Origin of the sequence: Exiguobacterium sp. s140, from assembly GCF_018617035.1 — a bacterium.
GTDB lineage: Bacteria > Bacillota > Bacilli > Exiguobacteriales > Exiguobacteriaceae > Exiguobacterium > Exiguobacterium profundum.
Genome location: NZ_JACSJK010000004.1, coordinates 180,205 through 197,708 on the forward strand (window position 1 = coordinate 180,205; position 17,504 = coordinate 197,708).

Below are 17,504 nucleotides of genomic sequence, written 5' to 3' on the forward strand. Positions count from 1 at the left end.
TACACGGGATGCACAGAAACTGATATGATGGGACAGGAATTGATAGTTTACAGAACGGGAGCGGTACGACATGAACTGGCACGCAGTAAAACGACAACTGAATGGATGGGCGATCCTCAGCTTTCTCGCGATTTTATTGATCGTCTTGCCGGGAATTGTCGTGCTCGTCGAATTGTTCGCCCCGGTCAATGACAATTGGCAGCACATTCAGGAGTACCTGTTGCCCCGTTACGTGAGAAACACGTTGTTCATTATGGTGGCTACCGGTGTCTTGACGACCGTGATCGGGACGAGTCTCGCTTGGTTCGTGACCGTTTATGATTTCCCGTTCCGTCGCTTCTTTAAATGGGCACTCATCCTGCCGCTCGCGATTCCGCCTTATATCGGGGCGTATACGTATCACGGCATTTTAAATTACACCGGAGTGATCCAAACGACACTACGGAATCAGTTCGGGATCACCGTCGATCAGTCGTACTTCAACATCATGTCGATTCAAGGAACCGTGTTTATTTTCACGTTGTTCCTCTATCCATACATTTATACGATTACACGAGCGTTTCTGCATAACCAATCATCCTCGATGATTGAGAACGCACGGATTCTCGGTCGCGGCTCATGGGACATCTTCTTCACCGTCGTCATCCCGATTTCCCGAGTCGCCATCATCGGCGGTGTCAGTCTCGTCTTGATGGAAGTGCTCAATGACTATGGTGTCGTGAAATACTTCGGGATCCAGACGTTCAGTACCGCTATTTTTAGCACATGGTTCGGGATGAAGGATACGTCGTCGGCGCTGAAGCTTGCGGGCACACTCATGATTCTCGTCATCGCCATCTTGACGATGGAACGACTCGTCCGAGGACGAAAGCAGTTCAGTTACGCTTCGACGAAAGTGAAGCCGCTCAAACCGAGACCGCTTCAAGGTTGGCATCGCTATGCGGTATTCGCATATGTTTCTATCGTCTTTGCCATTGCATTCGTCATTCCGTTCACGCAGTTGACGGCCTGGACGTTTCTGACGTTCGATACGGTCTTCACGGAAGAATTTTGGCAACTCGTTTGGAATACGGTACGAGTCGCCTTTACCGCAACCGTGATCATTTTACTGTTCGCACTCATCATTGCGAACTATACACGACTCTTCCCGTCGAACATGACGCGTGTCATTTCGAAAGTGACGACACTCGGGTATTCGATTCCGGGAGCGGCCATCGCCATTGCGGTCATCACGCTCTTCTTGTGGCTCGATGACAAAGTGCTCGATTTGGCACGGGCGCTCGACTTGAGTCAGACATTCGTGTTCCGGACGACGCTCATCATGCTCATCTTTGCCTACGTCATTCGCTTCCTCGCCATCGGCTACAACTCAATCGAGAGCGGGTTTGAGAAGGTCGGGAAGTCATTCACGGAAGCATCCCGTATGCTGGGGTGGAACACGGTCCAGACGTTCTTCCGCGTCGATATCCCGATGATCAAAGGCGCCATCATGAGCGCGTTTATCCTCGTCTTTATTGATATTATGAAAGAGTTGCCATTGACGCTCTTTTTACAACCATTTAACTTTTCGACGCTTGCGACACAGGCGTTCAAATACGTGAGTGATGAGAAGATTCACGAAGCGGCACTCGCTTCCATCGTCATCGTCCTCATGAGTGGACTGTTGATATTCGTTTCCCACAAGGTGCTTGATAAGGAGGCCGACTAATGTTCGTTCAAATCAACGATTTACATTTTAGCTATAAAGGTGCGCATGAAGAGACCATCAAAGGGTTCTCGATTTCGATTACAAAAGGTGAAATCGTGTCGCTTCTAGGGGACAGCGGATCGGGAAAGAGTACGATTCTCCGTTTGATTGCAGGACTCGAGATGCCGAACCAGGGCGTCGTCGTCGTGAATGACTGTGTCTGTTGCGACGATTGCCAGTTCATGCCGCCAGAAGACCGTGGGGTGGGGATGGTCTTTCAAGACTACGCACTCTTCCCGCACATGACCGTTGAAAAGAACATTCGATTCGGTCTCCATAAACTGAACCGCAAGGAGCGGAATGCGCGCGTCGAAGAGATGCTCGCACTCGTTAACTTGACGGAGTTCCGTCACCGCTATCCGTACGAACTCAGTGGGGGACAACAACAGCGTGTCGCGCTAGCGCGTGCACTCGCACCGAAACCGTCACTGTTGATTCTAGACGAACCGTTCAGTAATCTCGATACGTCACTTCAACACCGGATTCGCGACGATTTGCGTCGTCTCTTGAAGCAGACGGGCACGACGACGATCTTTGTGACACACGATGAAGAAGATGCTGAGGCGCTTGCCGATCGCATCGTCTATCTCGGAGAAGGCAAAATTAAAAAGCAGGTCATGACGGAGAACAACAAGACGTTCAACCCGCAAATTCCTTGCTTCGTATAAACAACAAAAGACCCCTTACTCATTTCTAAAGCGAGTAAGGGGTCTTTTTGTCATTTTGTCATCTCGGAAGGTTTTGACTCATTTCCAAGTTGGTCAATCGCAGTCACGTAGTAGGATGCATTGTTCTCATTTGTGACCTCGATACTTTTTCGTGCATGGGATGGGATACTTTCGATATGAGTCGCTTTTCCGTCGATGATTTCATAGATCCGATATCCAATCACGCTCTCTTGACGAACGGCGTGCCATGTCAATAAGTTACCTTTCAGTTCGACTGCCGTCGGTGTCTCGAGATCGACAGTTTCGTTCAGTTCGGTATCCACCAGCTCTGTATAGACGACGAATCGTTCATCATAGCCCCCGTCCCCGAACGTACCCGAACAGGTAATCAAATTTAAGTTCCGATTTGTTGTGGCACCGAAAATCTCTTCGATTGGCGCGGTTTTCGTATCATAGCGTTCTGTTTTTGTGACGCGGAACCGGAGTGTGTTACCCGCTTCATCTTGAATCAGAACGTCATCGCCTTTTGTCAGTTGATCGAGTTGATAAAAGATAGCCGGGCCGGTCTTGCTGTCGACGTGACCGGCAATCACAGCATTTCCTTTGCTACCCGGTGTGACACCGGGTTCGAACCACCCGACCTGGTTCTCATCTTCTGGTACACCCATCTGTCCATTATCGAGGACCCCGACTTGTTCGATGGCGGTGTCGACATCGATTTTAGGGATCTGGATTTGAACAGGGGTGACGGCCTTGGCGTTATCTTCTTCCTCGGCTAAGCGTAGCTTTTTCACCTCTTCCTGTAGAAGTGAGAATTCAGCCGTTAAATCCGGGCTCTCCTCTATTTGTTTTTCTTCTACAGGTGGTGACGACGATTCTTGGGCGCTCGTCCACGTCCAGAAGCTAAAACAAAAGAGAGAGAGCGCCAGAAACAAAAGGCGCTTGTTCATGGGACTCCCTCCTTATTGATTATTGTTCAGATACTTTACGTTTGCGAAGCGTTACGAAGGCGAGTAAGATTCCGCCAAGTACAGCTAATCCAGCGTAGAGCGTGTTCATTGATTGTTCTTGTGCACCACCGAGACCTGTTTCAGGCATCTCTTCAGGCATCATTGTTTCTTCGAACTTGTCAGGCATTTGTGTCACGATCGCGTTACCGAGTGTTTCACCAACACCGAACATGAACGCATATCCTTCACGGAATGACATCCAAGCCGCTTCTGCATCGCCAGCGACATATTGATCGAATGTGTCGAGTACGAGCGCTTCGTGCTGTTTGATTGCTTCTTCACCGGCAGCTTGTGGTAAGTTACCTTCTGTTGCTGCATCGAGGAATGTGCTGAAGTCGACAGCGAATTGGTCGAGGCGCATACGCGCATCTTCGATCATCGCTTCGTCTCCTTCGAGTGTAGCGGCAACGATGTCACCTTGTGCTGTGATGTGATCTGAGTTCCATACTTTCTCGAACTGTGCTGCACCTTCGTCACCATACACGGATGCGATGGCTGCTTTGAAGTCGAGTGTGTTCTGGTCTTCTGCCCATGTCACGTAATCATAGTCCTCTGCTTGGTCGTACCCTTTTTGCATACCGATCGCAGCGAGGGCGAAGTGCTCACCTGCAAGACTGTTCAATGTTGAGCGGAGTTCAACAGCTGGTGTGTCGGCTCCAGTCGTAAATTTGTCAGGCATTTGTGTGACGATTGCACCCGAGAGAGCTTTACTGATGTTGAACATGTGCTTGTAGCCTTCACGGAACGTCATGTAAGCTTCTTCGTAATCTCCTTCGACATAGTTATCGAATACAGAGAGGACTTGGTCTTCATGAAGTTCGAGTGCATCAGCTGCTGCGTCCTTCGGTAAGTTCCCTTCTGTCGCTGCGTCGAGGAATGTTGAGAATTCTTCTACGAACTCATCAACTTCCGCTTCAGCTTCCATGCGTAGTTCCTGGTTGTCTGATTTTGCTGCTTCTACGAAATCAGCTGAGTAGTCGTTGTGACCACGGAAGATTTCTTCAAATTGTGCAGCGCCTTCTTCACCGTAGATGGAAGCGATGGCTGGTGTCATGTCGAGCGCGTTTTGATCGAGAGCTTGATCCGCGACCTCAGCATCTGCTGCCTCGTCGTATCCTTTCATCATCGATGTGACGGCTAAGACGTAATGCTCAGATAAGAGTTGATCGAGTGTGGCGCGAAGGTCACCTGCTGGTGTACTTGCTGTCGGCGTGTGATCCGCTGCCTGTGCGTTGACTGGTACGAGTAGTCCTAAGGCTAGTGCCGGTGCTACGATTTTGTTTAACGTCTTCTTCTTCATGGGTAATCGCTCCTTTTCGTAAGTGAGTGTTGTCGTTATTTACACCCATCTAACGGAGCAGTTCAAAAAATGGATCACTCTTTTTTTATTTTTTTTCATTTTTTTGTTGAAGAGTACGATAAACCCCTGGTGCTACGCCATATTTTCGTTTAAAAATTCTGTGGAAATATGGATAACTTCGAAATCCAGACAGTTCCGCTATTGTTTCTAACGAATGTTTTGTATAGCGCATTTGCTCTTCGGCAAGCTGTAAGCGAATCGATTGTGCATATTCGATGATTGTCATCCCGGTTCCTTCTTTAAAGAGATGAACGGTCCGTGAAACGCTCAGTCCGACGGCGTCGGCGACGTCTGAAACTTTGAAGTCACTCGTAACGTGTGCTTCGATAAAGCGCATCATACGAGAGACGACTGGAGGTCGCGCTTGGGAATGCACATCTTGAATCGAACGATCGAGCATGAGCAGGAGTGCTTGAACGAGTGTTTCAATTAAAACGGCACTTTGTTCAGACGGTGGACGGCGCACTTCTTCCGTAATGTGTTGCCATAGCGAAAGAAGGCGTGAATCGATGGCGATGGTATTCAATCGCCCCCGTGGAGTCGCATGCCACCATGTATCGATCGAATGTCCGGTGCAAAAGATATGATAGTCTCCGCTCGCGGGTGTATCGACATGCATTTCATAGAAGTCACCCGGACGAACAATCAATACGTCACCAGATCGTGTGATCATCGTTTCCCCATTGACCACAATCCGAGCCGTTCCTGCCGTTTGTAAGCGAATCAGATACGTATCGAGTCGATTAGCAAATGGAAAAGTATAAGTCGTTGTATGGTATGAATAGCCACAAAAGCCGATTTCCATAATAGTCTCCTCATTTTATAGCAAAATTGTACATATCTTAATCATATCATGGATGGTCATGAATCCTTGAAGACAGTACGATGAAAGCGTTGAAACGGAAATGAACTTCAAGGAGGACGTAACATGAAACAATGGTGGAAAGAAGCGGTCGTATATCAAATTTATCCACGTAGCTTCAATGACTCAAACGGTGATGGGATTGGTGACATCCAAGGGATCACGGAGAAGATGTCTTATTTGGCAGAACTCGGGATCGACGTCATCTGGCTCTCGCCGGTATACGATTCACCGAACGACGACAATGGATACGATATTCGTGATTACCGTGCCATCATGGACGAGTTTGGTACGATGAATGACTTCGATGCGATGCTTGAAGAAGCACACCGTCACGGGATTAAAATCATGATGGACCTCGTCGTCAATCACTCTTCGGACGAACACCAATGGTTCATGGAGTCACGTTCTTCAAAAGACAGCCCATATCGTGACTATTACATTTGGAAAAAAGGGAAAGATGGTCAACCTCCGACGAACTGGGGGGCTTTCTTCGGCGGCAGCGCTTGGCAGTATGATGAGGCGAGTGATGAGTACTACCTCCACCTCTTCAGTAAGAAACAACCGGATTTGAACTGGGAAAGCGAGACGCTTCGTCGTGAAGTGTACGACCTCATGACATATTGGCTCGATAAAGGGGTCGACGGGTTCCGGATGGACGTCATCAATATGATTTCAAAAGACCCGAGCTATCCAGACGGTCAAACGCAAGGAACAGGGTATGGAGACGGGACACCATTCTTCTTTAACGGACCACGCATCCATGAATTCATGCAGGAGATGAATCGTGAAGTCTTATCGAAATACGACACGATCACGGTCGGGGAGATGCCAGGGGTGAGTGTGGAGGAAGCGAAACTGTATACGGGTGAAGACCGCAACGAACTGAACATGGTCTTTCATTTTGAACATGTGGACGTCGGGAACGGGAGCTTCGGCAAGTGGAATCCGACAGACTGGAAGTTGACTGAGCTGAAGACGATTTTCTCGCGTTGGCAAGAAGGGCTCGAAGAGGAAGGATGGAACAGCCTGTACTGGAGTAACCATGACCAGCCCCGTGCCATCTCACGCTTTGGAAACGATTCGCCTGAATATCGCGTCCGTTCCGGGAAGATGCTCGCGACACTTCTTCATCTATTGAAAGGGACACCTTACATTTATCAAGGGGAAGAGTTCGGCATGACGAACGTCGCGTTTGATTCAATCGATCAGTACCGAGATATTGAGACGTTGAACGCCTACCGTGATTACACATCAAAAGGGTTGTTAACGCACGACGAGATTTTCCGTGGCATCCATGAGCGAGGACGTGACAATTCACGCACACCGGTACAGTGGTCAGACGAAGCACATGGTGGATTTACGACAGGGACGCCGTGGATCGAGGTCAACCCGAACTATGTCGACATCAACGCGGAAGCGGCACGGAGAGATCCGAATTCACTCTTCCATTACTACCGTCAGTTGATTGCGCTACGTAAAGCGAACCCGCTCGTTGTCTATGGAAAGTATGAGCTGTTGTTACCGGAAGATGAGGCGGTCTATGCATTCACACGTTCATTCGAAGGTGAGACATGGCTCGTGCTCTGTAACTTCTCCGACGAGACACAACAACGAGAGCTACCATATGACGTGAAAGAACGTGTCATCGGAAACATGGAACCGATAGAAGCGTTCACCCTTCGTCCTTATGAAGCACAAGTGTATAAACTGTGACGAAAAGCTCGCCAGACGGCGAGCTTTTTTAAGTGCAAACGTATCTTCTCTCGATGATTCGGGAATAGTGTAAGTAACGTCTGACATGAAAAGAGGGAACGACATGGGTACTTTAATCGCGTACTCTTCCAGATATGGAACGAGTGAAAAAGTGGCGGCTTTACTCGCTGAACGTCTATCGGGTGACGTTCGTGTCCAAAATATCGTAGAAGAGCCGAACGTCACGTGGGAGATGGTAGATCACGTCATCGTCGGGAGCTCAATTCGAATGGGCACGATCCAAGACGAGATGAAGGAATGGTTGACGCTTCACGAAGCACACTTGCTTGAGCATCCCCTCGCTTTATATTTGTGTGCCGGGACACCGACAGAGTCGGAACGGATTCGCGAGCTAGAAGAAGCCTATCGTGACACGCTGCGCGAACATGCCTATTTCGTCGAGGTCGTCGGGAGCGGGTACGACTTTGAACGAATGGGCTTTTTAGACAAAGCAATCGTTCGCATGATGGCCAAACAAAAAGAGAGTTCACTTCAACTCGATGACGCCAAACTGAATCAACTCGTGGAAACCGCTCAAACGTCTGAGCGCACCCGGTCTGAAAATCCTTGAGCGAGTAAATCATGCACATCAATCGGGCTTTTCGTGGAGATGAGTACATCTCCGCTTTTTTTCTGCCCTTCAATCTGATGAAGAGCAAGGTGTTCGAGGTGACGACCGATTTTTAGAGCGATGGGTGCAGATTCTTGGCATCGTAAGGCATCGATGGTCACTTCATCGGTGCGGTTATCTCCGCCAAATAGTTCGAGGTCGGCTCGGGCTGTGGTAAACCCGCGCACGGAGATTCGTTTCAGCTGAACGCGTCTCGACTTGTATTGAATCGCAATTGCCGGATGCTGTTCGTAATCGTAGGTCGGGTCGCCGATCGCAGTCAAACCGTGAATCAAGACGTCCTGGTAGGCCGATACGACCAGGCTTCGTGGTGAAGATTTTGTATAGAGTGAACTGCGGACTGGCTCGACGGACACTAAGTTCGTACCAGATAGGAAGCGTGCCGTCTCCGAGTTCGGATCGTCTACTAAATGATGACCAATGTGACGAAAGTTAAATGAACGATTGTCATGCACCGAAAGATGCCCGAAGATATGAACGTCGTGTGCGGCAGATGAGGTCCCATGTGCTTTTACTTCGATGCCTCCAAAGCAACCTTCCGTTCTATTGTGAACGAGTGTGACATGCCGTGATCCATCATCGATCTCAATTCCATTCGAATTTGAGAATCCGAGGGCGTGTGTTCGGCCGTGAGGATGATGACAATAACAGTTCGTGATGTAGATGGCATCACTGTGATGTGTGGTGATTCCGTCATCCCCATAATTCGTCGCCTCGAGGTGATCGAGATGGATATACCGACTGCCGTTTGCCGCGCGGAGTCCATCCCCTAAGTAATGATAGTGTGGAGACGTGATGTCGAACGCATGAAGACCGGCATTTTTAGCCGTCACATGATGCACCCATCCATACGTCACATGGGCAAACGTCAAGGCGCTCGATGTCGTGTCACCGCTCGTCGTCCGTTTCACATCGCCTAATCGTGCGACATTCCAATCGAGCGTCAGGTGGCATACCTCGATATGATGATTTCCTGCGAAAGGGGTGGCGTTTCGTAACAATCGTCGATGTCTCGGTGCACGATCGGACAGTTTGAGAATCGTGACGTCTTGTCCTGCGCCTTCGAGCACGCAGTTGGAAGGTAGACGAATCCCCCGAACGATATAAACGCCTGCTGGGACAAAGACACGACGGTTCGAGCGGATGGCGAGTCGAAAGGCGAGGGTACAATCCGTTTTTCCATCTCCGACAGCACCATAGTCCGTCACATCAACACATTGTTTCGTCGTCTGCAGTAAATTCAAATATTCGGCATCGAGCCGACGCATCCAGACGGGACGAACGATGCCGTCGACTTGCTCGAGCGGAAAGGACGTGCGGACAGGGGTGATCCGTTCCGTCAATGGAATTCGACACGGGATAGATTGTTGTTGCTCAAAGTAAGAAGCTTCCCGTGTAGCACGGTGCCATTCAAGTGTTTGCTGGATGAGGTCTTCTTCCGACCAATCGGAATAAGAGGCAATCATCGATGCGATTGATTGTGGGTCCTTTACGTTTTTCATTATAAATCCTCCTAGCATCATCTTCTCTAGCATGTACCCGTTTCACCTTGTTTTTTAGCAATCAGAAGTATTTACTAGACAGAAACATCTAGTCGTGTTATATTCAATATGTGCTTAATTAAGAATAGCTGGAATCATAATTCACAAGTGCTTGGGATTATTTTTCATTAGATAATCCAGAGGCTTGTATTTTTTTTGGTCAAGTTTTTTCTAGTAAGGCACTACTATAACGCATAGCGTTTATTTCAGGAGGGTTCATTCATGAACACAGGTAAAGTAAAATGGTTTAACTCAGAAAAAGGTTACGGCTTCATCGAAATGGAAGGCGGAGACGACGTATTCGTACACTTCTCAGCAATCCAAGGCGACGGCTTCAAAACACTTGAAGAAGGCCAAGAAGTAACTTTCGAAATCACTGACGGAGCTCGTGGACCACAAGCTTCTAACGTTGAAAAAATCTAATCTTCCTTTCTAAGGAATATGATACCTGCTCGCATCGGCGAGCAGGTTTTTTTGTGTTTAATCCCATAGTTTGAGGGAACAGTATACGAGCGACAAATCATGAAGGAGGAATTTGGAATGAGTGCAAAAGACACAGCGTTAAAGATTCTAGATGCAAGTAATGTCGGGACGATGGCGACCGTGTATAAGGTGAAACCCCACAGTCGATATATGACATTTTTCCATGATGATTTCACACTCTACACAGCAACCTCGAACGATACAGATAAAGTAGAAGAGTTAGAGAAGAATCCATATACGCATATTTTAATCGGCTATGATGGAGATGGCGTGGGCGACACTTACTTAGAGATCCTCGGTAAAGCGACCGTATCGGATGATGAATCGATGAAAGAGAAAGTATGGAACGAGAAACTCGAAGGATGGTTCGATGGTCCGGACGATCCAAAGCTTGTCATCCTAAAAATCGAACCGGAATCGATGCGCGTGATGAACAAGAAAGGTCAACCGCCACAAGAAGTGACACTATAATCTCTTCAAAAGACACCTAAATCAGGTGTCTTTTGTTGTAGATGAATGTGAATAGAATATGGCGTACATATGGACGAATCATGAACAAATGAAAATACATATGTGAAATAGTGAACATGAATGGTATATTGTGAATGTAATCACATTATACATTTATTTAACTTCTTGAAAGGGAGGAATTATGATGTTCACGAAATTTTGGCAAAATCATAACATCGCTACAGCGATCTTGACGGTGTTACGTGTATGGCTCGGTTATCATTGGTTAACGGCAGGTTGGGGTAAAATCACGGGAGGTTTTGGAACAGAAGGATACTTAAAAAATGCGGTGTCACTCGCTTCTGGAGAACATCCGGCCGTTGCTGGATGGTGGGCTGCATTCCTAGAAAACTTTGCGATTCCAAACGCCGGGTTATTCGATGTCCTGGTTCCTTACGGTGAATTCTTGGTAGGCTTAGGATTATTGCTCGGTGCCCTCACACGCAGCGCAGCATTCTTCGGACTTGTCATGAACATGGCGTTCTTACTATCAGGAACAGTCAGTACGAACCCAACGATGTTGATTGTATCTGTCTTGATTTTAGTTGCCGGTCATAACGCTGGAAAAATTGGGGTCGACGGGTTGTTCCTTCGCCGTTTTGTCGACACGAAAGTATTGCATCGTTCACCAAATCGTCAAATAGCCTCGTAACTTTTATGCGTTCTCTTGTGACAAACCTCTCACGTTTCGGCTACGATAGACATAGCCTACAGAAATAAAGGAGAACGCATATGACTACGACTCATTTTAAATGGCTTGGCTACACAGAAGGTGTATCCTTCTTGTTGTTACTGTTCATCGCGATGCCGTTGAAATATATGGCCGGCATTCCACTCGCGGTCAGTATCGTTGGTGCAGCACATGGTTTCTTATTTGTGGCCTATGTGCTCGCGGCGATCTACATGGCATGGCGCTTGCGCTGGGGATTCAAAGTTTTGACGCTTGCTGTCATGGCGTCCGTCATCCCATTCGGACCATTCTTATTAGAAAAACGGGTACTCCCGTCAACAGAGAAGACATCGAACTGATTCGTTCGATGTCTTTTTTTATGATACGCGATCCATTGACTGAGCTGAATCTCGTTCTGCTCGAATGTCTTGACGTATTCGGTACGTGAGGACGAACGTGCAGATGAGTAGACCCACCATGCAAGCGGTGTAGAGATGGGCAACAGAGACGAGATCACTCAATACCCCGAATAGGATGAATCCAATCGGCGTAATCCCCATCGCGAGTGATTCGAGCACACCGATGACGCGCCCTAAATAGTTCGGATCCGTATTCGTTTGGAGGAACAATTGAATCGGGATGTTGACACGTACGATCAAGAAACCACTCAATAAAGCGAAGACCGCGAAAAAGAAAATTGACGTGAGGACGTTGAAGTGAAAATATAATGGAATGGCGGGTCCGACGAACAGAACGCTAAGAATGGTCAACGCGGATCGCATCGTTGCTAAGCGATGTTTGATTTTGAATAACGGTAAGGCATGAAGTAAGGAAGCGACTAAAAAACCAATGGCGACCATGCTTTCAAGGAGTCCGAATTGAAACGGGGACACACCGACTTCCTGTAACGCTGCAATCGGGAACAACACTTCCGATGCGACGAAGAAGAAGTTCAAAAATGCGGCGAGGACAGCAACTGTCCACAAGACTCTTTGTTGTTTCAAGTAAGACAGACCGGACCGTACGTCTTCCCAAGTCGATTGTTCGGTGGGTGCGACCTCTTTCTGATGAAATTTAAGTCGAGAGGCGAGAAGTGCGGCAATCATAAAGAATAGAGCTGAACTGAACAAAAAGACAGGAATCGGTATAAGCTTAAACAGTGCCCCGGCAAGAAGCGGGGTACCGATGCTTGAGATGGAGATGATACTTTGAATGAGAGAGTTGGCGCGTTGCAGTTCATCTTCCTCAAATAAAAGAGGAATCGAACTTGATAACGTGACCGATAAGAAAGTGGAAACGATCGCTAAGAAGAATGTGATGACGTAAAAAGCGGGTGCTTCAAACGTCCAAAGTAAGCTTCCAACACCTGCGAGTAAAAATAATCCTCCGTTCAAAGACTCCATCCTAATGATGACTCGCTTTCGGTCAAGTTTGTCTGCATAAGCGCTGGCGAATGGGGATAGAAGCACACGGGGTAATGTACCTGCGAGGAGAACGAAGGCGAATTGGAGCCCAGATCCGGTCGTCGTCAACACCGTGAGTCCCGCCACAAACGTAAATAAGTTGGATGCGAATAACGACATGAATTTACCGAGCAGTAAAATTGATAGATTTGAAGAGAGAAACTTAATAGAAACACTCCTTCGCAAATTAGTTAAATGTGATTTAACATTATCATAAAGGCAACGAAGTGAATTGTAAATATAAAGTTCAATATAATTTAACTTTTAGAGGTGACATATGATTGGTGAGCGCATTAAAGCATTGCGAAAACAGAAAAAAATGACTCAGACGCAGCTGGCGGAAGGGATTGTCACAAAATCGATGCTCAGTATGATTGAGAACGGAAAAGCAGAGGCATCGATGCGCAGTTTACGAGAACTTGCCAGTCGATTAGATGTCTCGATGCAACAATTATTGACCGATCCAAAAGAGGTCGAACTACAGTCGCTGGTGGAAAAGCTAGAATTTGAGGAGATGCAACTTATTTCACTACCGAATCAAAAAATTCGGGAAATGCTCAAGCCTTACTTACAGGAAGAAATGAACTCCGTGTGGCAAGGAAAAGCATATATGCTGTACGGTGATACGTACTTTCAAGAGGGCGAGAATGAGAGAGTACTAGCTTACTATGACCGCGCGATTGAGATTTTTGAGAAGCTAGGTGAGTCCGAAGAATTGGCGATGGGACGAATTAGCCAGGCTTATTATTTATTGATGTGGAACCGCTACGAGGAAGCGATTGAACGGATTGAAGCGATAGAACTACTTGATGCAAAATATATGAAAACAAAGACACGAACTGAATATGCCATGTTAATTGTATTTAAGAATCTTCTTTGTGATGAGGATTTAGAAGGGGCAATTCGACAGCTTGAAGACGTGCTCGAGTATATGACACGGACAAGAATCTACTACCGTGCGGACGACGTGTATCGCACCATTTCGATTTGCGCGCTCTATTTGAACGATGAGAAGAAAATTCATGAGTCGTTACAAAAGGCGAAGCAATATATTCAATTCACGGAAGATCGTTTGGCTGAAATCAAAGTGGCACTTTCTGAAGCGCTCTATGCGATGGAATATCGACATGTCAAACTATTAGGAAAGAACATCAAATTGATGGAATCTCTCACGACAGATGTCGAACCATTTATTGCAGCGATTTCGATGGCGAAAGGTGTGTACTACGCTTTTCGAGGGGAAACGGAAATGGGAAGAGAGTGTTTATTGGCATTATGGGAAAACAGAGATGAGTGGAAAACACATAGCTTAGTCGATATCGCGATTTACTACGAAGGTTTATTAAGGGGAACATTGAACGGATGTGGGGATGACTGGGTGCCAGTCATCGAAGAACAAGTAGCTGAATTCCCGCAAGGACTGTTTCGCAAACGTTTAGAGACATTGCTACAACAAATCAAGGGCTGACGAATCAGCCCTTGAACGTTTGAATCAATGTTCCTTTGCCATGCTCGACTTGTACAGAAGCGTGGGCCCCATTGACGAGTGTCATCTGAGGGGGTACGTGTCCGCAATCGATATCAAAAAAGATAGGAACTTCTAACATATGATGAAGCTCCTCGTATACCATTTCGACCGTATAGTCTTGATGCACAGAGGGGGCGTCACTCCGTCCAAATAGAATGCCCGACGTCTGCTCGAACCAACCGGCCCACTTCATTTGAAGAAGGGTCCTTTTTAATGCCGGAACGTTTAGCTCAGCGTTCTCAAAATACCAAAGAATCGGTTCATCGTTCAGGTGATCGCGTTGGAACGTCTTGACGTCTCCATACGGTGTCCCGATTGTATGTAAGAGCACATCGAGACATCCACCGAGCAAGCGCCCCGTGGCGTTTTGACCACCGATCGCTTTCCATTCGGTCGTCTCCGTCAGATGAAACAGATGCGGCGTCGGATTATCATGCTGCCATTCGCTTTGGAACTTCTCGGACGAGCCTTGGATGACCGTCTCGTCGGTCCGCGTCGACAACACATCGAGCCAGCGTGAACTCGTCTCGTCCCACACATCGGCACGCAAATCGACCAGGTTCGGACCATGGGCCGAGGCGATTCCGGTTTTTAATGTATAGACGAAGAGTAACAAACTCGTATCTGAATAACCGAGCATCCATTTCGCGGGTAAGGATTGCCAATCGACTTGATCGAGGATTTCCATTAAGAGTTCCCCACCCCAGGGTGGAACAATCAAGTCGACATTGTCATCTTGAAGTAGAGATGTCAGTTCATGTGCACGGACTCGAGCCGGAGCGGACTTCCCAAATCGTTGTTTCCACGCATTCGGAGTGAATTGCAATGTGAACCCTCGATTGGAAAACTTATGTTCCGCTTGATGCAATAGATGGTGCAGTTCTTCTGGTATACCTGACGAAGGGGCGGTGACACCAATTTGATGACCGGTTAACTGTGGATAACGAATCATGACAACCTCCTGTGGATAAGTGATATGTTCAGTAGAAAAAATGGGTTATCCACATGTGGACAACTAATTAGAGCGCATCCGTGCGGCATGACGCATTCCCCATTCGTTCATCGCTTCGAGAATCGGAATCAGTGTTTTCCCGTACTCACTTAAGCGATAATCGACACGTGGTGGAACTTCTGGATAGACGGTCCGGATGACGATATCCTGTTCTTCTAAGTCGCGGAGTTGTGCGGTCAATATCTTTTGGCTGATTTTTGGTAACGCGCGTTTCAACTCACTGAAACGCAATGTATCTCCATTGATCAACACGAGGAGGATGGAATGTTTCCATTTTCCTGTAATCAGTTCGAGTGCCGTATCGACTTCACAGCTTGTTATGTTAGTCACGTCGCTCTTCCTTTCCATTAGTATCGTTGAAGTAACTATACCACCTTTTTGTGCCTACTTCTGTAACATCGACCGAGCGGGTATAGTGAAGGGGAGGTGATAATATATGAAAATCGAAAAAATCGAACTCGGTCCGGTAACGCTTCGAGTCCGTGACATTGAACAGGTGACACGATTTTACGTAGACGTGATTGGGATGAGTATTTTAGAAGAGAGCGAAGAGCTCATTACACTCGGTACGAAGGAACGTCCGCTTGTCATCTTGCACAGTGTCCCGCAAGCGAAAACCAATCCACGGGCGGCAGGCTTGTTCCATTTAGCTATTCTGTTCCCGAACCGTGTAGAGTTAGGAAGCATGTTGGCACATCTCATTGAGCGACGCATCGAAGTGGGGCAAGGCGACCATCTCGTGAGTGAAGCCTTCTACTTGAGCGATCCAGAAGGAAACGGGATTGAATTGTATGCCGACCGCCCGAAGGACCAATGGACGTACGAGGCAAACGGTCATGTGAAAATGGCGACCGAGCCTGTCGACTATGAATCGATGCTTCAAGCGGCAGCCAATCGGTCGTTTACTGGTTTACCGATCGGAACGATGATGGGGCACGTGCATTTTAAAGTACGCTCAATCGAGGCGGCGAAACGTTTTTATCATGATCGGCTTGGCTTCTCCATTACGACGGATTCTTATCCAGGCGCACTTTTCCTAGCAGCTGATGGCTACCACCATCACATCGGAACGAACGTGTGGGCCCGTCCGAGCGATCCTGTGGGAATGGAGACCGGAATCGAAGCATGGACGCTTCTCGTCAATGAAGAGACGAACCAGGCGTTAGGCGGAACATCGTCTGAATGGTCGTTGACCGATGAAGACGGGATTACCGTGCATATTAAAAGAACGAACGCTTGAGCGTTCGTTCTTTTTAACGTGCGGATGTTTTCTTCTGACCTGCGTTAAACGAGAGACGAAGTCCGCGTTTTTGATACGCTTGCTCGACTCGTTTTGGGTTGAGGCTGAGCTCGAGATGAGCCAACTTCAAATGTTCAAGTGCCGGCACCGTGACATCGAGTCGAACGAGCTCCATGTTGCGCTCTGCTTTTTTGCGTGTTCGTCTCAAGTTACGGGGCACCTCCTCTGACGTCAGTGCCGCGATCGTTTCATTTACTTGTTGTCGTTTTTCACCTTTGATGCTCAAGGCAGAATACAGCTTATCGAGCGAACCGAATCGTTTGATGAGTTGAACCGATTGGCTTTCGTCGAGCCCGGCAACTGGAGGGATTCCGTCAGAACGGTCTCCTGTCAATGCTTTGACGGCTGACAGTTGCTTCGGTTTCAATCCTTCGTATAACGCTGCAATTTCTTCTGGTCGAATTTCTAAATGACGCTTGAGCGGCAACGGACGATTATCACGAATGTCACAACGAGCCTGCATTTGCTGAAGCTCCTGTGTCTGTAACCAAACGGTGATTCGTGGACTGACAAGCTGTAACAAGTCTTTGTCTTTTGTCATGATGACGACAGGGGCACTGCAACTGAATTTACGGGCGATGTGGGCAATCAAGTCTTCCCCTTCATACCCTTCTACTTGGAATTGTGGGATTCCACTATCCTCAAGCAGTTGGCGCATGAGTTCCATCTGCGCTTTCAATTCAGGCGGTGTTTGACGTCTGCGACGTTTGTAGCCCGGGTACAGTTCTCGACGCCATAATGTTTCACGTGAGACGTCCCAGACGACGACAAAATGAGTCGGACGATGTCTGCGTAGAATCGTCCGGATGAGGCCGGTCATTCCGATGACGGCACTCCGATCGCTTTTAGATACCTCGCGTCCTTTTTTCGTTCGGCTCGCGGCGGCACCATAATAAGCACTGGCCAGCATGGAGTTACCGTCAATCAAAAATAGTTTGCGTTCCATGCGTAACCTTCTTTCTAT

Annotated in this window: 18 protein-coding genes; 10 read left to right on the top strand and 8 right to left on the bottom strand. The window is 47.7% G+C overall.

Annotated elements, in window-relative coordinates:
* The first annotated feature begins 70 nt into the window (after nt 1-70).
* The gene (locus KNO61_RS13940) at nt 71-1,708 is read left to right on the top strand and encodes an ABC transporter permease (RefSeq protein WP_214733831.1); all 1,638 of its coding nucleotides are present in this window, start codon (nt 71-73) and stop codon (nt 1,706-1,708) included.
* Entirely contained in the window at nt 1,708-2,415 is a 708-nt protein-coding gene (locus tag KNO61_RS13945; protein ID WP_078146082.1) for an ABC transporter ATP-binding protein, read from the top strand. Before KNO61_RS13940 ends, KNO61_RS13945 begins: the two co-directional genes overlap by 1 nt.
* A gap of 50 nt (nt 2,416-2,465) precedes the next feature.
* Here the strand turns inward: KNO61_RS13945 and KNO61_RS13950 are convergent, their stop codons facing one another.
* From KNO61_RS13950 to KNO61_RS13960, 3 genes are all read right to left on the bottom strand, one after another.
* A complete protein-coding gene (locus tag KNO61_RS13950) occupies nt 2,466-3,365 on the bottom strand; it encodes a class F sortase (protein WP_214873638.1) in 900 nt (299 codons plus the stop codon).
* 19 nt (nt 3,366-3,384) lie between these two features.
* Nucleotides 3,385-4,725 (bottom strand): copper amine oxidase, encoded by a 1,341-nt coding sequence (locus tag KNO61_RS13955; protein ID WP_047795816.1) that lies wholly within the window; start codon nt 4,723-4,725, stop codon nt 3,385-3,387.
* Nucleotides 4,726-4,810: 85 nt separating this feature from the next.
* Nucleotides 4,811-5,590 (bottom strand): AraC family transcriptional regulator, encoded by a 780-nt coding sequence (locus KNO61_RS13960; RefSeq protein WP_078146084.1) that lies wholly within the window; start codon nt 5,588-5,590, stop codon nt 4,811-4,813.
* Nucleotides 5,591-5,713: 123 nt separating this feature from the next.
* On the opposite strand from KNO61_RS13960, the gene KNO61_RS13965 reads away from it, so the two are divergent.
* Together KNO61_RS13965 and KNO61_RS13970 are read left to right on the top strand one after the other, a co-directional pair.
* Entirely contained in the window at nt 5,714-7,363 is a 1,650-nt protein-coding gene (locus KNO61_RS13965) for a glycoside hydrolase family 13 protein (RefSeq protein ID WP_214685069.1), read from the top strand.
* A 103-nt stretch (nt 7,364-7,466) separates the two neighbouring features.
* Nucleotides 7,467-7,973, top strand: coding sequence for a flavodoxin domain-containing protein (locus tag KNO61_RS13970; RefSeq protein ID WP_214685071.1), 507 nt, complete (start codon nt 7,467-7,469; stop codon nt 7,971-7,973).
* On the opposite strand, the gene KNO61_RS13975 is transcribed toward KNO61_RS13970, so the two are convergent.
* Nucleotides 7,937-9,535, bottom strand: a complete 1,599-nt coding sequence (locus KNO61_RS13975) for a glycoside hydrolase family 55 protein (protein ID WP_214685073.1) — start codon at nt 9,533-9,535, stop codon at nt 7,937-7,939. The two genes, KNO61_RS13970 and KNO61_RS13975, sit on opposite strands and share 37 nt — an antisense overlap.
* Before the next feature lie 261 nt (nt 9,536-9,796).
* On the opposite strand from KNO61_RS13975, the gene KNO61_RS13980 reads away from it, so the two are divergent.
* From KNO61_RS13980 to KNO61_RS13995, 4 genes are all read left to right on the top strand, one after another.
* Nucleotides 9,797-9,997 carry a cold-shock protein gene (locus KNO61_RS13980; protein ID WP_015880427.1) on the top strand — a complete coding sequence of 67 codons (201 nt, stop codon included), beginning with the start codon at nt 9,797-9,799 and terminating at the stop codon, nt 9,995-9,997.
* Between the two features lie 117 nt (nt 9,998-10,114).
* A complete protein-coding gene (locus tag KNO61_RS13985) occupies nt 10,115-10,528 on the top strand; it encodes a pyridoxamine 5'-phosphate oxidase family protein (protein WP_143404742.1) in 414 nt (137 codons plus the stop codon).
* A 184-nt stretch (nt 10,529-10,712) separates the two neighbouring features.
* Nucleotides 10,713-11,219, top strand: a complete 507-nt coding sequence (locus tag KNO61_RS13990; protein ID WP_214733826.1) for a DoxX family membrane protein — start codon at nt 10,713-10,715, stop codon at nt 11,217-11,219.
* Nucleotides 11,220-11,299: 80 nt separating this feature from the next.
* Nucleotides 11,300-11,596 (top strand): DUF3817 domain-containing protein, encoded by a 297-nt coding sequence (locus tag KNO61_RS13995; protein WP_015880430.1) that lies wholly within the window; start codon nt 11,300-11,302, stop codon nt 11,594-11,596.
* An 18-nt stretch (nt 11,597-11,614) separates the two neighbouring features.
* Here the strand turns inward: KNO61_RS13995 and KNO61_RS14000 are convergent, their stop codons facing one another.
* Nucleotides 11,615-12,886, bottom strand: coding sequence for an MFS transporter (locus KNO61_RS14000; RefSeq protein WP_256439568.1), 1,272 nt, complete (start codon nt 12,884-12,886; stop codon nt 11,615-11,617).
* A 91-nt stretch (nt 12,887-12,977) separates the two neighbouring features.
* On the opposite strand from KNO61_RS14000, the gene KNO61_RS14005 reads away from it, so the two are divergent.
* Entirely contained in the window at nt 12,978-14,168 is a 1,191-nt protein-coding gene (locus KNO61_RS14005; RefSeq protein ID WP_214873640.1) for a helix-turn-helix domain-containing protein, read from the top strand.
* Between the two features lie 4 nt (nt 14,169-14,172).
* Here the strand turns inward: KNO61_RS14005 and KNO61_RS14010 are convergent, their stop codons facing one another.
* Together KNO61_RS14010 and KNO61_RS14015 are read right to left on the bottom strand one after the other, a co-directional pair.
* Nucleotides 14,173-15,180, bottom strand: coding sequence for a S66 family peptidase (locus KNO61_RS14010; RefSeq protein ID WP_214873642.1), 1,008 nt, complete (start codon nt 15,178-15,180; stop codon nt 14,173-14,175).
* Between the two features lie 63 nt (nt 15,181-15,243).
* Nucleotides 15,244-15,570: a winged helix-turn-helix transcriptional regulator gene (locus KNO61_RS14015; RefSeq protein WP_371816604.1), complete on the bottom strand. Its 327-nt coding sequence runs from the start codon at nt 15,568-15,570 to the stop codon at nt 15,244-15,246.
* Between the two features lie 106 nt (nt 15,571-15,676).
* Here KNO61_RS14015 and KNO61_RS14020 point away from each other — a divergent pair, with 106 nt between their 5' ends.
* Nucleotides 15,677-16,480, top strand: a complete 804-nt coding sequence (locus KNO61_RS14020; protein ID WP_214873647.1) for a VOC family protein — start codon at nt 15,677-15,679, stop codon at nt 16,478-16,480.
* Between the two features lie 13 nt (nt 16,481-16,493).
* On the opposite strand, the gene KNO61_RS14025 is transcribed toward KNO61_RS14020, so the two are convergent.
* Nucleotides 16,494-17,486, bottom strand: coding sequence for a 5'-3' exonuclease (locus KNO61_RS14025; RefSeq protein WP_214873649.1), 993 nt, complete (start codon nt 17,484-17,486; stop codon nt 16,494-16,496).
* Nucleotides 17,487-17,504 lie beyond the last annotated feature (18 nt).

What these genes read in the sequence shown, in the direction of transcription:
- KNO61_RS14025 (WP_214873649.1), bottom strand. Translation starts at nt 17,486, where the DNA reads ATGGAACGCAAACTATTTTTGATTGACGGTAACTCCATGCTGGCCAGT.
- KNO61_RS14020 (WP_214873647.1), top strand. Translation starts at nt 15,677, where the DNA reads ATGAAAATCGAAAAAATCGAACTCGGTCCGGTAACGCTTCGAGTCCGT.
- KNO61_RS13980 (WP_015880427.1), top strand. Translation starts at nt 9,797, where the DNA reads ATGAACACAGGTAAAGTAAAATGGTTTAACTCAGAAAAAGGTTACGGC.
- KNO61_RS13990 (WP_214733826.1), top strand. Translation starts at nt 10,713, where the DNA reads ATGTTCACGAAATTTTGGCAAAATCATAACATCGCTACAGCGATCTTG.
- KNO61_RS14005 (WP_214873640.1), top strand. Translation starts at nt 12,978, where the DNA reads ATGATTGGTGAGCGCATTAAAGCATTGCGAAAACAGAAAAAAATGACT.
- KNO61_RS13965 (WP_214685069.1), top strand. Translation starts at nt 5,714, where the DNA reads ATGAAACAATGGTGGAAAGAAGCGGTCGTATATCAAATTTATCCACGT.
- KNO61_RS14010 (WP_214873642.1), bottom strand. Translation starts at nt 15,180, where the DNA reads ATGATTCGTTATCCACAGTTAACCGGTCATCAAATTGGTGTCACCGCC.
- KNO61_RS13955 (WP_047795816.1), bottom strand. Translation starts at nt 4,725, where the DNA reads ATGAAGAAGAAGACGTTAAACAAAATCGTAGCACCGGCACTAGCCTTA.
- KNO61_RS13995 (WP_015880430.1), top strand. Translation starts at nt 11,300, where the DNA reads ATGACTACGACTCATTTTAAATGGCTTGGCTACACAGAAGGTGTATCC.
- KNO61_RS13945 (WP_078146082.1), top strand. Translation starts at nt 1,708, where the DNA reads ATGTTCGTTCAAATCAACGATTTACATTTTAGCTATAAAGGTGCGCAT.
- KNO61_RS13985 (WP_143404742.1), top strand. Translation starts at nt 10,115, where the DNA reads ATGAGTGCAAAAGACACAGCGTTAAAGATTCTAGATGCAAGTAATGTC.
- KNO61_RS13950 (WP_214873638.1), bottom strand. Translation starts at nt 3,365, where the DNA reads ATGAACAAGCGCCTTTTGTTTCTGGCGCTCTCTCTCTTTTGTTTTAGC.
- KNO61_RS13975 (WP_214685073.1), bottom strand. Translation starts at nt 9,535, where the DNA reads ATGAAAAACGTAAAGGACCCACAATCAATCGCATCGATGATTGCCTCT.
- KNO61_RS13960 (WP_078146084.1), bottom strand. Translation starts at nt 5,590, where the DNA reads ATGGAAATCGGCTTTTGTGGCTATTCATACCATACAACGACTTATACT.
- KNO61_RS13940 (WP_214733831.1), top strand. Translation starts at nt 71, where the DNA reads ATGAACTGGCACGCAGTAAAACGACAACTGAATGGATGGGCGATCCTC.
- KNO61_RS13970 (WP_214685071.1), top strand. Translation starts at nt 7,467, where the DNA reads ATGGGTACTTTAATCGCGTACTCTTCCAGATATGGAACGAGTGAAAAA.